The sequence below is a fragment of the Corallincola holothuriorum genome (assembly GCF_003336225.1).
In the GTDB taxonomy this organism is placed as follows: Bacteria; Pseudomonadota; Gammaproteobacteria; order Enterobacterales; family Neiellaceae; genus Corallincola; species Corallincola holothuriorum.
Window position 1 is genome coordinate 195,784 of sequence record NZ_QPID01000003.1, and the last position, 13,432, is coordinate 209,215.

Annotated in this window: 13 protein-coding genes; 6 read left to right on the forward strand and 7 right to left on the reverse strand. The window is 51.5% G+C overall.

Features of this window, described 5'->3' with window-relative positions; genetic code table 11:
* Both DU002_RS06390 and DU002_RS06395 read right to left on the reverse strand, forming a co-directional pair.
* Positions 1-429 (reverse strand): DUF2059 domain-containing protein, encoded by a 429-nt coding sequence (locus tag DU002_RS06390; protein WP_158537986.1) that lies wholly within the window; start codon positions 427-429, stop codon positions 1-3.
* 214 nt (positions 430-643) lie between these two features.
* Complete coding sequence (locus tag DU002_RS06395) at positions 644-1,141, reverse strand: hypothetical protein (protein ID WP_147271793.1); 498 nt, start codon at positions 1,139-1,141, stop codon at positions 644-646.
* 89 nt (positions 1,142-1,230) lie between these two features.
* On the opposite strand from DU002_RS06395, the gene DU002_RS06400 reads away from it, so the two are divergent.
* The 3 genes from DU002_RS06400 to DU002_RS06410 all read left to right on the forward strand — a co-directional run bounded on the left by DU002_RS06400 (position 1,231) and on the right by DU002_RS06410 (position 6,701).
* Complete coding sequence (locus tag DU002_RS06400) at positions 1,231-2,370, forward strand: MalY/PatB family protein (RefSeq protein ID WP_199405182.1); 1,140 nt, start codon at positions 1,231-1,233, stop codon at positions 2,368-2,370.
* A gap of 85 nt (positions 2,371-2,455) precedes the next feature.
* Positions 2,456-4,432, forward strand: a complete 1,977-nt coding sequence (locus tag DU002_RS06405) for a GGDEF domain-containing protein (protein WP_114337547.1) — start codon at positions 2,456-2,458, stop codon at positions 4,430-4,432.
* A gap of 178 nt (positions 4,433-4,610) precedes the next feature.
* Positions 4,611-6,701, forward strand: a complete 2,091-nt coding sequence (locus DU002_RS06410; protein ID WP_114337548.1) for a TonB-dependent receptor — start codon at positions 4,611-4,613, stop codon at positions 6,699-6,701.
* Positions 6,702-6,774: 73 nt separating this feature from the next.
* Here DU002_RS06410 and DU002_RS06415 read toward each other — a convergent pair whose 3' ends face one another.
* The 5 genes from DU002_RS06415 to DU002_RS06435 all read right to left on the reverse strand — a co-directional run bounded on the left by DU002_RS06415 (position 6,775) and on the right by DU002_RS06435 (position 10,629).
* The gene (locus tag DU002_RS06415; RefSeq protein ID WP_114337549.1) at positions 6,775-7,296 is read right to left on the reverse strand and encodes a response regulator transcription factor; all 522 of its coding nucleotides are present in this window, start codon (positions 7,294-7,296) and stop codon (positions 6,775-6,777) included.
* Positions 7,274-8,521, reverse strand: a complete 1,248-nt coding sequence (locus tag DU002_RS06420; RefSeq protein WP_114337550.1) for a sensor histidine kinase — start codon at positions 8,519-8,521, stop codon at positions 7,274-7,276. The genes DU002_RS06415 and DU002_RS06420 overlap by 23 nt, the downstream gene beginning before the upstream one ends.
* 106 nt (positions 8,522-8,627) lie before the next feature.
* On the reverse strand, positions 8,628-9,137 hold the full coding sequence (luxS, locus tag DU002_RS06425) for an S-ribosylhomocysteine lyase (protein WP_114337551.1): 510 nt from the start codon (positions 9,135-9,137) through the stop codon (positions 8,628-8,630).
* Positions 9,138-9,228: 91 nt separating this feature from the next.
* Positions 9,229-10,131 carry a cation diffusion facilitator family transporter gene (locus DU002_RS06430; RefSeq protein ID WP_114337552.1) on the reverse strand — a complete coding sequence of 301 codons (903 nt, stop codon included), beginning with the start codon at positions 10,129-10,131 and terminating at the stop codon, positions 9,229-9,231.
* 51 nt (positions 10,132-10,182) lie between these two features.
* Positions 10,183-10,629, reverse strand: coding sequence for a Spy/CpxP family protein refolding chaperone (locus DU002_RS06435; RefSeq protein WP_114337553.1), 447 nt, complete (start codon positions 10,627-10,629; stop codon positions 10,183-10,185).
* A 201-nt stretch (positions 10,630-10,830) separates the two neighbouring features.
* Between DU002_RS06435 and DU002_RS06440 the strand changes: the two genes are divergently transcribed.
* From DU002_RS06440 to trmL, 3 genes are all read left to right on the forward strand, one after another.
* Positions 10,831-11,520 (forward strand): response regulator, encoded by a 690-nt coding sequence (locus tag DU002_RS06440; protein ID WP_233496437.1) that lies wholly within the window; start codon positions 10,831-10,833, stop codon positions 11,518-11,520.
* A complete protein-coding gene (locus DU002_RS06445; protein WP_114337554.1) occupies positions 11,517-12,854 on the forward strand; it encodes an ATP-binding protein in 1,338 nt (445 codons plus the stop codon). Before DU002_RS06440 ends, DU002_RS06445 begins: the two co-directional genes overlap by 4 nt.
* Positions 12,855-12,932: 78 nt before the next feature.
* A complete protein-coding gene (gene trmL / locus DU002_RS06450; RefSeq protein ID WP_114337555.1) occupies positions 12,933-13,397 on the forward strand; it encodes a tRNA (uridine(34)/cytosine(34)/5-carboxymethylaminomethyluridine(34)-2'-O)-methyltransferase TrmL in 465 nt (154 codons plus the stop codon).
* The last annotated feature ends 35 nt before the right edge of the window (positions 13,398-13,432 follow it).

Consider the following 13,432-nt stretch of genomic DNA (forward strand, 5'->3'; position numbering starts at 1 on the left):
TTATTCTGTTGCTGCAGGCTTATTAGCTGAGGGTAGCAGACCCTCTTGCTGGAAGCGCTGGCTGAGGCGCAATTGCAATTTACCGCTAAGTTGCTGTGCCCAAGCCTGACCAATCAATGTGCTCTCTTGTGTTAACTGCGGCATGATGCGGATCGATTTTTGCCCTGTTGGCGACTCGTAAAAAGCGAGCAATACGTTTAGCTCTTCGAGCGTGAAATGGCGATGGTATACAGGCATGAGTGAGCGTTGTAGCTCGCCTTTGGCGACCTCTTCGTCGACGACTTGATTAACTTCATCAGCAATGACATCAATGGCGCGAGCGGGAATATCTGGATAGGCCAGCTGCATGGCGGCTGCACTTTGCTTGATAAACATATCGGCGAACATCTTACCCATCTGATCTGAGCCAGTGATCTCCATCAGCTTCATGATTGCCGCTCGTTTCTCTGCCGGTATGGCTGAGTCGGTGTCAGTTTCAGCTTGAATCGAGGCTGAAAAAACGAAAAAAAGCGTGCAAAAGATAACGAGATAGCGGGACATATGGCCTCTGATTAGGTAATGGATCAGGCAATTGACAGAGCAGAGTAACCGCGAACCTTTGTCGCGGTCAATTGCTACCTAGTATGAAGGATATTGATTGAATTTATACCGCAATGGTTTGGCTTGCGGGGCGATCCGATTTGGCGTTCTGCTGGGCAAGCATACGACAACATTGTGTGAATGCTTCGCCATTGTCCTGGCGCCAAAGATGCTGAAACTCTTCTGGTTGTCTAGCAATAAAATGCGGCCACTGTTCCAGCGAGATGGCATTTAGACCACGTTTTTCATGCACAATGAATAGCTCACTGGGTTTGGTCTTACGTTGCATCTCTTCGCTGCATACGTCGATAAGCTTTTCCAGTAATAGCAGTCGCCATGGGGTGTCATCAGTCGCTGGTTGACGCTTCAGTTGATAAAGGCAAAGCTGCTGCACCTCTTTCACCAGCAGTAAACAGAATTGATCGCGATTGTGGCTATTGCCAACCGCTTGCCGCAGTTGACGGCGGGAAAGATGAAGATCCCGTTTTAATACTTCCGTGCGGGTATAGAGGTACAGTGATAGAACAACGAACAGACCAAAACTCACGACGATCCAGAGCATTGTGATTTCCAAGTAATAGTTATTATTTCCACGGTACACTTTTGCCACCACACTCCTTATCATGCAAGGAATAAATATGAGGAATGTCGATGAGAAACTTATTTGATACGCCGGTCGATCGCTTACAGACGGCCAGTCAGAAGTGGGATCGTTACCAGGGACAAGATATTTTACCTATGTGGGTGGCTGATACCGATTTTCGTGCTCCCCAAGCGGTGATGGATGCATTGCATCAACGGATCTCCCATGGCGTCTTTGGTTACACCTTAGCGCCAGAGTCGCTGAATCAGACCATTATCGAGCGAATGGCTAGATTGTATGATTGGCAGATCGAAGCTGACTGGATTGTTTATCTGCCCGGGCTGGTTTGTGGCTTGAATGTGGCGACCCGCTCTCTTGCCAGTGAAGGGGCAGGGGTGATCACGCCAGTGCCTGTGTATCCTCCGTTTATGTCGTCGGTGCTGTTATCCAAGCGCAAGCTACTTAAAGCCCCCATGCTATTGATTGATGGTCGCTGGCAGTTAGATCTGGATGAACTGCGCCGTCAAGCAGTCGATGCTGAGCTGTTGTTGCTGTGTAATCCACATAATCCGGGAGGAACCGTTTATACCCGTGACGAGCTGGAGGCTATTAGAGCAGTGGCCGAAGAGTTCCAGTTGACCGTCTGTTCCGACGACATTCACTGTGACTTGCTGCTAGATGAAGACGCTAAGCATGTGCCATTCGCCAGCCTCAATGATGATGCAGCGCAGCGCACCGTGACGCTAATGGCTCCTTCAAAGACCTTTAATATTGCCGGTTTAGCCTGTTCATTTGCGATCATTCCTAACCCAGAGTTGCGGCAAAAATTTATCCGTGCCAAACGAGGTATTGTGCCGGATATTAATCTGTTGGGTTATACCGCTGCAGAAGCGGCATACCGTGACGGTGATGAATGGTTGTCTGCGCAGTTAGATTATCTGCGTGGTAATCGAGATCGTTTACAACAGGCGATCGCCGGGATGCCCGGGTTGTCTTTGGCGCATATCGAAGCGACTTATTTGGCTTGGATTGATGCCAGCGAACTGCAGTTGGATTGTCCTCATCAGTTCTTTGAAAAAGCGGGTGTGGGTTTATCCCCTGGACGCGATTTTGGCGCACCTTCTTTTATTCGTTTGAACTTTGGTTGCACCCACGCCACCCTTGAACAAGCGATAAAGCGGATGCAGGTCGCATTAGCGGAACGTTAACGACATAAGCCACAGAGTAGCCGGCCATTCTCTACTACTATTGATTCAGTAGGTTAGCAATCGATAGGTAGTGAGTGGTTGGTTTATGAGGCGACGTTCTTGGGGCGCATTTTTCGGCTATTTTTTTGCGACGTTCATTGTTCTTGAAGCGCTCGTGGTGGCTGTCGGTTTTCAAAGCTACAACAAAGTGATAGCGCTGAAAAAGGATGCCTTGATAGGTAACGCGGCGAACAAATTAGCGGTGGCGGAGTTGGTCCTCAACAATAAGATTGAGTTGATCAACGAAACCTTGGAGCTGTTGTCGCATCACAGTTTGGTCAGGGATTATTTGATCCGTGATACTGCCGGGCGCCGACATGCTGTTGAAGCACACTGGGTTGCCATATTAGAAGCGGGACTCGCTTATCAAAAACTCGCTCTAATCGATTTGACAGGCCAGGAGTTGGTCGGCAGTTATCGGCTCGAAGATGGCTCTATTACACGCTTACCTAGTGAGGAAAAATCTAATTGGGCTAACTCTTTAGAGTTTTCTTATGTGCAACAGCTAGGCTCTGATGAGAAATACTACCCCCCGCCTGAGTTCCGTGAAGATGAGAAAAACGAACCAGTCGTGCCATTAGACGCGACCATTAGGGTGTTTACACCGATAGAGTTTGCCAGCAAAAAAGCCGGTTACTTAATGCTGACGTTGAAGGCCGACCGCCTCGTTGCTCGCTTAAGATCGTTGCCGCAGATGGTGGTGGGTGAGCCCATGATGGTGAGTCAGGACGGGTACTACACCTTCCACCACGATATGACAAAAATTTATGGCAACCGCTATCCATCACGCAGTCACCACAAGTTTCAAAATGATTACCCGGAAGCCTGGGCAACGGTGAAATCTCAAGGCGTGGGCACCCATAGCGGTGTATTTACCGGTGACCATGCGACTTTTGTGTACAACCGTGTCGATCCGGATCGAAAGTTTAGAAAGCCTTTTTATTTGGTGCTCCGCATTTCTGATAATGCCGTCCAGTTGGCCGCCATGGAACCAATCAAAAGTATGTTGGTGACCTTATCGATAAGCGCTGGCTTAGTATTTTTGCTCGCGATTATTGTTGGCGGTATTGGTGGCGGCCGGGCTAAAGCCCAGCATCAGCGGCGTTTGTCTCAAGCGATGGTGGAATCGATGTCTGCGGTGATCGTGACCGATGAGCAAGGACACGTGCAGGATGTAAATCCCAGTTTTGAGCGAATTACCGGTTATAAAGAAACAGAAATTATTGGCCAGCTGCCAGATATGCTGAAGTCCGCTGAGCATAAACCCACTTTTTATGCGCTGATGGTAAAGCGTTTATTGAAAGAGGGCTTTTGGCGGGGTGAAGTATGGTGTCAGTTAGCGGATGCGCGCAGCCACCCTATGCTGGTTGAGATCCACGCGATAAAAGATAAGCGTGGTCGGGTGACTAATTATGTCGGATCTTGCTTGGACCTCAGTGAGCAAAAGCTTTTAGAAGTGGAATTGCGAGAGAAATCGTTGCGAGATCCGCTGACTCATTGTTGGAATCGACGCTATCTTACCGAGTTGCTGAAAAGTGAGCTGGCTCGTCAACGCCGTTATGGCCATCCTCTTGCGGTGGCCACGTTTGATATCGACAAATTTAAATCGATTAATGACAATTTCGGCCATGATGTCGGTGACCAGGTATTGGTGCGCTGCTGTGACCAGGTGCGACGCCAGCTGCGCAGAAGCGACAGCCTGTCGCGCGTGGGTGGTGAAGAGTTTGTGATTGTGTTGCCAATGACTCACCGTGATGGCGCAGAGATACTGATTGAGCGTATCCGTATTAAGTTGGCAGCGTTACTGGATGAACCGCGCTTTACGGTTAGTTTTGGACTAACTGTGGCGTTGCCTACCGATGATATGGATGATCTGCTAAAACGAGCGGATCAAGCACTCTATGAAGCCAAAGCCGCAGGGCGCAACCGCAGCTTCTTTGCCAAGATCAATCACACGGCTGAAGTGCATGTTAGTGCTGAGCTACTACAACCAGAGGCAGGGGTGCCGAAAAAGGCACAGTGAGTATTGTCTGATGTGCCTGCTGCTTCCGGCTTTTACGGCGTAAGCTATTTACACTGTTAGCATCGAAAAATGAACTGCGACAACTTGTCGCAGTTCGTCGATTGTTGATTGCCCGCCGCTATTACCTGCATCGAAAATAGCTACAACTCCCTTACATTTCAAAAAGTTCATAATAACAATGATGAACAAAGCCGTGTTATTGCCACCCCTGCTTGCGACTGGCCTGTGCCTTTTGTCTCCGCCCTCCTACGGGGAAACCGACGAAATTGAACATATTGAAGTGCACGGCCAGCGGCATGTCGGTCAGTGGATGGGCGAAATACAAGCGCCAACCCCAACCCCGGATGTCGCCGACTGGCTAAAAGCGATGCCTGGCGCTGACGTCAATAAGAATGGTCCGGTGTCGGGGATCGCTCAATATCGCGGGCTGTATGGTGATCGTGTCAGCGTCTCTGTCGCGGGGCGTCCGGTGGTGGGAGCAGGCCCTAATGCGATGGATGCGCCATTAAGCTATGCGCCCGCCATTAATACCGAGCAGTTGCAGGTGTTCCGCGGTGTTGCGCCGGTCAGTGCTGGTATGGACACTTTGGGGGGCGCGGTTAGCTCGCAAGCGTATCAAGCAGACTTTACCATGGGGCAAGATCTGGCGCTCAATGGTGAAACCCGCGCTGGCTATCAAGACAATGGTCGAGCTTCTGATCTGGCTGGGCGTTTGCATCTGAGTTCGCAAGATCATGGGGCGGTGATGTTCGTTGAAGATCTGTATGGCCGAGATGACCAAGAGGATGGTGATGGCCGTGATATCCAACCCACTGAATACCACAAGCGCTCTGGCGGCGTCGATTATCGCTATCGCCTCGCTGCTGGCTACATGGGCGGGGAATATCAATATCTAGACACCAAGGACGCCGGTACACCCGCCTTACCGATGGATATTGATTACATTCGCACCCACCGTATGGCGTTGAAAGGTGGCTATCAAACTGTGCTCGGCGAGGTAACGGCACTGGTGGGTTATACCGATGCGGATCATGTGATGGATAACTATCGCTTGCGACAAAACAGCTCACCACAAAGATACCGTAAGACCAAAGCGACCAGTGACAGTGTTGATTGGCAATTAACGTTAGCGCACGAATTAAACACCGAACAGAAGCAGACGCAAACACTGCTTTTCGGATTGGATGGCGTGATCTCCAATCATGATGCCACCATCACCAACCCTAATAATGCCATGTTCTTGGTGGAAAATTTTAATGATGTGGAAGATCGCCGGTTTGGTGCTTTCGTTGAGTGGCAAGGCAGTCGCCAAGGGTGGGATTGGCTTGGGGGGGCGCGGGTTAAATATGTCGAAGCCGATGCCGGAAATATCTACCATTCAGCGGCGATGATGAACCCCAATATTGCCGGCTTGATGCAGGATTTTAATCAGGCGGATAAAAGCGTTGACGATACGTTGGCCGATATCGCTTTTGTTACTGGTTACCAATTGGCTCCGCGCTGGCGTGGGGTGGTCGGGCTGGGGGTCAAGCAGCGTGCCGCCGCTTATCAAGAGCGCTATTTGTGGTTACCGATGCAATCCACCGGGGGCTTGGCCGATGGAAAAACCTATGTCGGTGATATTAATCTTGACCCCGAAACCGCCTGGCAGATCGATCTGGGGCTTGATTACATGTCTGACGATTGGTTTATCTCACCACGCGTTTTCTACCAGCGTATTGATGATTATATTCAGGGAACACCGGTGACCGATGATGCGGTTCTCAATGTGGCTGCCATGATGGGTGCCGAGGAGCCGCTGCAGTTTAGTAATTTGGATGTCGAGCTTTATGGCGCTGATCTCAGTTGGTATGGGCAGTTGAGTACCGCATGGACAATAGGTGGCCAAGCTACCTATATCCGCGGCAAGCGTCGGGATATTGATGACAACCTTTACCGCATAGCGCCGCCGAATATGGGCGTTTACCTGCAATATGAGATCTCGCAGTGGCAGATGGCGCTGCATTGGCATGGCTATGCTGCGCAGGATGATGTCTCTGCTACCAATAATGAAAAAACCACCGCCGGTTACGCCATTGTCGGCTTTGAGCTGAATTACCAATGGCAAAGCGGAGTTGAAGTGAGTGCCGGGGTAGAAAACCTATTGGATCACGCCTATCAGGATCATCTGGCGGGATACAACCGGGTCAACGGCAGCGAGCTGGCGTTGGCAGAACGATTACCCGGTGCGGGTCGTACCGTTTGGCTTCAGGGACACTACCTGTTCTAGCTCTGCGGCAACTTTTGCCACTCTCACGCTTAGCTATTCGGTTGCTTGATAGTTAAGCCTTTAGGCCGCCCCGTTATTCTGATGCGGGGCGTTTTTTTAGTTTCCGCTGCAGCGTTCTGCGATGCATATTGAGTTGCTTGGCGGTATGAGACACGTTGCCGTGGTTGGCTTTTAACACCTGCTGTATATGTTCCCATTCAAGCCGTTCCGGTGACATCGGTGCCTCACTCATGGTGGGGGCGGGTCTGCAGCCAGTTAAGGCCGCTGTCATAGTGGCCGTGTCGGCGGGCTTGGTCAGGTAGTCATCGGCACCTGCTTTCATCGCTGCAACGGCAGTCGCAATACTGGCGTATCCGGTAAGCAATACGATGCGACTGTCAGGTAACAGCTGCCTGAGTGGTGCGATAAGGTTCAGCCCGCTGTCATCTGCCAGCTTCATATCTAACAGAATGCATTCTGGCTGATGCTCCCGAGCCGCAAGTAACGCATCACTGGTATGGTGTGTGGCGGCACAATCGAACCCTTGGCTACTTAGCCTGTTGGCAACGATGCGGCTGAAATCGAGATCATCATCAATGATCAGCAGGCGTGTCACTCTCTACCTCCTGATCTTCTGCCATCGGCAGGTAAACAGTGGCGATGGCACCGCACTGCGGATGGTTCGCCATCGTCAAATGTCCGCCGAGACGTTCAAATGTGGCATGACTGAGCAGCAGAGAGACCCCTAAGCCCTGCTTGCTTGGCACCGGTTCCAATCCCAATTGAGTGAGTTGTGAGTTCTCTATGCCGGGACCGAAGTCGCGGATCTCTATCCGTACGCCTTGTGCTTCGCGTTGAAAGCTAATGATCACTTCGGCGGTTGTTTCGCATTGGTACTGATTGGCCTGAAACGCATTGGCGATAAGGTTCATTAGTGCGGGAACCAGCGCGGGATCATCGATGACAGTTAGCGCCGGAATCTGGGTGGGCAAAGTTAACTGCGCGGCGGGCAGCGACAACAGGGTTTGCTCTTTTAGCTGATTCATCAGATGTATCAGCGAACAGGGTTGCTGCTGCTGGATCTGGCTTTGCTGTGCGGTTTTGCGGAACTGCGATAACTGTTGACTGCATTGCGAGAGCGGGCGCTGCAAGTCAGCAACTAGCTCCTCGTCTGGATAGCGTTCTTGTAGCGATTCAGCGACTAACTGCATGGTATTGAGTGGGGTGGAAAATTGATGAACTACCTGAGTTGAAGCGATCCCCAGCGTCAGTAGTTGTTCGTGACGCAGCTGTTCTTCCCGTAATAGGGCGATGGTTTTTTCTTTGTGCTGTAGGCGTTTTGCCAGTCCGGCCACCAACAGCGTGATCATCAGCACTGAGGCGAGGAAGGTGACCCACATGCCAATGAAGTGGCTCTGCATCTGCTGGTGGCCGTGATGACTGGTGGGGAGCTGCCAGAGCAAGAGGGTGTAAGCGCCCAAAGCGGCGATGGTTAGCCAGGCCTGAAGCCAGCGGGGTAGGCAGATTGCGGCGAGTGCAACGGGCAGTAGCAACAGTGAAACAAAAGCATTGCTGGCCCCGCCACTGAACCAAAGCCAACAAGTTAGCAAGGCGGTGTCCAGTAGCAGTTGGACAAAAAGGTGGAGGGTATTTAATCCATGGCCATGACGCACCGCCCACGCACTGAAGATTAATCCTAAAGTGCCTGAGGCGATCAATAGGGTGGCGATGGGTTGTTGACTGCCTGAACCGAGCCATTCTGCAGGCAGCAGCATCAACAGGCTGAGAAGAATGAGTAAACTGGCACGCAGTAGCAGCAGGTATCTGAACTGGCTCTTCATCACAGCAGTTCCATCAAAGCCGAGTGTTAGAAAGGTGTCTCTTTAACTGAGGGGTAGGGTTGCTAGCCCCTCAGTTAGGCGATAAAAACGAGCTGTCGGCAGTGGCCTAAAGCGTTTTTAAAATAGCTTCCGGCAAGGCTAACTCGTCATTTAGGTTGACCTTGATACCACGGGCAATGATGTCACTCGCGATCTGCTTGGCTTCATCCAAGGAGTGCATAGAATAGGTGCCGCACTGGTACTCATTGAGCTCAGGAATGTCGTTTTGTGATGCCACTGCGGTGACATCTTGCATCGCCGCTAGCCAGGCATCAGCCACTTGCTGTTCGCTTGGCACGCCAATTAGGCTCATGTAAAAGCCTGTACGGCAACCCATCGGGCTGATATCGATAATTTCGACGTCGGCGGAGTTCAGGTGATCGCGCATGAAGCCGGCAAATAGGTGTTCCAGAGTATGAATGCCGCGCTCACTGAGTAGCTCTTCATTGGGGATGCAGAAGCGCAGATCAAAAACGGTGATAGGGTCTTTATGCGGCGTGCTCATTTTCTTGGCAATACGAACCGCGGGTGCGTGCATTTTTGTGTGATCTACGGTGAAACTGTCTAGTAATGGCATGGCCATCTCTCCCATAAAACCTAAGTGTACTAGCACTTAAGTGGAACAATTTTTGTGTCAGGCCGATATCATAGCAGTTTGACGAGTATCGTCATTCTTTTGCGCGACTGGCTGTGACCACAGAGATCGGATCTTGGTGGATAATCACATCACAGTTGCCGAGGGCTTTTTTCAGCTTGGCTTCTATATCGTCGGCGATCTGATGGGCATCTACCAGGGGCAGTTCATCGGCTAATTCCACATGCATCTGCACAAAACGGGTACCACCCGCTTGGCGGGTACGCAGGTCATGGATGCCGTGGACGCCAGGGTGGGCTTCAGCCAAACTTTGGATCTGCTGCTTTTCCTGTTCCGGTAACTCTCGGTCTAAAAGGTGTTGGATAGCATCTTCGGCGATCCCTTTCGCGCTCCACGCCATATACAGACCAATGGCTATCGCCAACACAGCATCTGCCATGCCTAGCCCCCAAGCCGATAAGCCGAGGGCGAGTAATACCGCCAGATTCATTAACAGATCACTACGGTAGTGCAGCGAGTCAGCCTTAATCGCTAAACTGCCGGTCTTGCTGATGACATAGCGTTGATACAGCAGTAGCGCCGCAGTGGCGATGGTTGATAGCACCATGACGAATACTGCCATGCCGACTTGGTTAATCGGCGAAGGGTGGGCCAGCCGATCGATACCGTGCAGGATCAATAGCAGGGAAGAGCCGGCGATAAACATGGCTTGTGCCACGGCAGCAAGGCTTTCCATCTTACCGTGACCAAAGCGATGCTGGTCATCCGCAGGCTGAGTGGCATAGCGCAACGCCATTAGATTGAGCAGCGAAGCCGCGACATCCATCAGTGAGTCGGTCAAACTGGCCAATAAGCTGGCTGAGCCAGAACCTAGCCAGGCGATCAGCTTGCCTACGATCAATAGGGTGGCGGTTAGTGTGGCAGCGAGTGCTGCGCGACGTACGAGTCGCGCATAGTGTTCAGGATCATTTTGCATGACCCTAGTATATCGTTATCTCTGTGACAGATACTTTAACCGTAAACAAATTTACGATTTGCCCTTGCCACGTTTTTCAGCCCGCTTTTCATCTCTTTGCTGTTCAATCAGTTGCAGGAATTGAACCTGTTGTTCTGGTGTCAGCAATTGATAGATCTGATGTTGCATCTGGAGTCGCTGTACCATGCGGTCTTCCATCCGCTGGCTATGTTGTTCGATCAGCGAACGTGCTTTGCTTTCATCAAAACTATCGGCAGTGATCAAGGCTTCCATGTCGGCTTTCATCTGCTGGCGCTGACCTGATTTTTGCCCCTTACGCTGCTCTTTTTGTGCCTGGAATAGCGCTTTGATCTGGGTTTGTTGTTCACTGCTCAGGTCGAGTTGGGAGATCACTTCTCGCATCCCGTTCTTACCCGCACCTGGGCCAGGCTTTGCCATGGCAATGGGTGCGACTAAGGCGGTTGCTAGCGAAAGTACAAGTAGATTGCGTTTTAACATGGGAGGCTCCTTTGAGCGTTGTTTAACTACGGCATAGTGTATGAACTGGAATGCAAACTGGGGTTTGGTTAAGTAAAGATTTGCAAAGGCCTCTGCCGTTGTTGTGTATCTTTCGTATCATGTCGTTAGGTATTTTGCAGTTTGCTGCTAGCTTAGCAGTTGTGTCACGCCTGCTTAGTTTGCTGAAAAGTGGAGGTAAGTTTGAAGATATTGATCATCGATGATGACCGCGCACTTTGCGAACTGTTAGCGGAGCTGTTGGCATTGGATGGCTATGAGTTAACCATGGTTCACGATGGTAAACTGGGCTTGGCCAAGGCCAGATCGACGCAGTTTGATCTGATTTTGCTGGATGTCATGTTACCTGGGCTCAATGGTATGGCGGTGCTGAAGGAGCTGCGTCAGCATCAAGATACGCCGGTGTTGATGTTAACGGCTCGTGGTGAAGAAACCGACCGTGTATTGGGGTTGGAGTTTGGTGCTGATGATTATCTGCCAAAGCCGTTCAGTGATCGTGAACTGTTGGCTCGGATGCGCGCCATATTGCGACGCACCAATGTATCCAGAAGCGATGAACCGACAAGCGATCGATTGAGTGTCGGTGAGTTAAGCCTCTATCCAGGCCGGCAAGAAGCAAAATGGCAGGGTGAGCGACTGGACCTGACATCAACCGAATTTGCCCTGTTGCTGCAATTAGTCAAAGCAAAGGGCGAGATTTTGTCGAAGGACTATCTCAACCAAGCGGTGTTAGGGCGTGCTTTGCATCCGTTTGATCGTAGCTTGGATGTGCATGTCAGTAACCTGCGCAAGAAGTTGCCACAACGGTCGGATGAAAGTGACTGGATCCGTACTGTCAGGGGTAAAGGCTATCTGTGGATGGAACAGTATTGATACGTTTTAAAGCCAATCTCTACCTAAAGCTGTTTCTCTGGTTTTGGCTGACACTGATCAGCATGTTGTTGATTGTGCTGCTGTTGCCGCGCTTTCTCTATGAACCTTTCTTTCTGCTTCCGCAAGGAAAGGCTGAGCATATGCATCGGTTTGTTGAGCAGATAGAGCGCAAAGCACAACGCCATGAGCGTCTGCCTCCGGGGGAGGGAAAGCGTTGGTTTCTTATCGACCCAGAGGGAGAGATGCCAAGCCGGCCACTGCCGGATGTGGTTATCTCTTTACTGATGACCAGTGCCACCGACGGTCGGCCTCGCGGTGTCATAGACGATGACTGGTTTTATGCTGGCCCGTGGACGGCAGAGATTCGTGGCAAAGCGTGGCAGGTAGTAACGCGGCGACCAATGAAAGACACGCCATTGCCGTTTCTTCCCACTATTTTGGCGCATCCCTGGTCACTGTTTGGTAGTGTTCTGGTCTTGAGCGGATTGCTGTGTGGCTTGCTTGCTTGGCGGCTGGGAAGGCCACTGCACCAATTACGCAGAGTATCTCAGCGGCTAGCCAGCGGTGATCTGGAGGCGAGACCAGAGCAGGACTTGTTACGGCGTGGGGATGAAGTGGGGCAGCTGAGCCGGCAACTGAGTGACATGGCTGATGCGGTGAGTACAGAGATTGAAGCGCAGCACCAGTTGCTGCGGGATGTCAGTCATGAATTACGCTCCCCTTTAACGCGTTTGCAGTTGGCGATCGGTTTGATGCGACGCAGTGAAGGGGAGTCCTCTCTGTTGTCACGTATCGAGAGTGAATCACTGAAACTGGAGGAGATGATCGCCGAGCTGTTACAGCTGGCGAGAATGCAGCGCCGTAGCGCCAGCTTGGAACCGGTGGATCTGTTTGCCCTGCTATCGTCGGTGGTGGATGATGCCACGATTGAAGCCAATCACCGTCATCTGACGTTGACGCTGCATGGGGAGCCCCAGGTGCACTATCGGGCTGAGCCGTTACTTTTGACGCGGGCGATCGATAACCTGCTGCGCAACGCCATTCGCTACGCCACTCAGCGCATCGAGACATCACTACGCCTGACCGCTGAATATTGCGAGATACGGGTTGAAGATGATGGCCCCGGAGTGCCAGATAATCAGCTACAACAGATCTTTCGGCCATTCTATCGCTTGGATGATGCCAGAACGCCAGAGTTAAATGGGGGCATTGGCCTCGGCATGGCGATTGTGGCTGCCGCAGTGGAAGCGCATGCTGGCGAAGTGATGGCGCAGCGCAGTGAACTCGGTGGGTTATGTGTGACGATAAGGCTCCCTCTGCTGAGTGAATACTAGGGGGACATCGCTTGTCATGGGTGAGCTCGGCGTCAGGATCTGGTAGAGTGGCCAGCGGTTTCACGACGACGGACTCCCATGCTAAACATCGCACTTTTTGAGCCGGAAATTCCCCCGAATACCGGCAATATTATTCGCCTGTGTGCCAATACTGGTTGCCATCTGCACCTGATCGAACCACTAGGGTTTGATTGGGATGACAAACGGTTACGTCGAGCCGGGCTGGATTACCATGAATTTGCGGCAGTAAAACGGCATAAAAACCTAGCCGCTTTGCGTACGGCATTACCTGAATCCCGTGTGTTTGCATGCACCACAAAAGGTAGTCAGCCGTTTCATCAGGCGAATTATCAGGCGGGTGATATTCTGCTGTTTGGTCCGGAAACGCGGGGTCTGCCAGATGATGTGCTTAATACAATAGAAAGTGACAGCCGTATACGGATCCCGATGCGCCAAGACAGCCGCTCGTTGAACCTGTCGAATGCGGTCGCCATTATTACCTACGAAGGTTTGCGCCAGCTCAATTACCCTTCACTCACATAAGCTCATTGCGGTTGAAGTGTGAGCTAAGCAACAGT

Bases quoted from the DNA above. Each gene is read 5' to 3' on its own strand.
- DU002_RS06390 (WP_158537986.1), bottom strand. From the start codon at position 429: ATGAAGCTGATGGAGATCACTGGCTCAGATCAGATGGGTAAGATGTTC.
- DU002_RS06395 (WP_147271793.1), bottom strand. From the start codon at position 1,141: ATGCTCTGGATCGTCGTGAGTTTTGGTCTGTTCGTTGTTCTATCACTG.
- DU002_RS06400 (WP_199405182.1), top strand. From the start codon at position 1,231: ATGAGAAACTTATTTGATACGCCGGTCGATCGCTTACAGACGGCCAGT.
- DU002_RS06405 (WP_114337547.1), top strand. From the start codon at position 2,456: ATGAGGCGACGTTCTTGGGGCGCATTTTTCGGCTATTTTTTTGCGACG.
- DU002_RS06410 (WP_114337548.1), top strand. From the start codon at position 4,611: ATGATGAACAAAGCCGTGTTATTGCCACCCCTGCTTGCGACTGGCCTG.
- DU002_RS06420 (WP_114337550.1), bottom strand. From the start codon at position 8,521: ATGAAGAGCCAGTTCAGATACCTGCTGCTACTGCGTGCCAGTTTACTC.
- luxS (WP_114337551.1), bottom strand. From the start codon at position 9,137: ATGCCATTACTAGACAGTTTCACCGTAGATCACACAAAAATGCACGCA.
- DU002_RS06430 (WP_114337552.1), bottom strand. From the start codon at position 10,131: ATGCAAAATGATCCTGAACACTATGCGCGACTCGTACGTCGCGCAGCA.
- DU002_RS06435 (WP_114337553.1), bottom strand. From the start codon at position 10,629: ATGTTAAAACGCAATCTACTTGTACTTTCGCTAGCAACCGCCTTAGTC.
- trmL (WP_114337555.1), top strand. From the start codon at position 12,933: ATGCTAAACATCGCACTTTTTGAGCCGGAAATTCCCCCGAATACCGGC.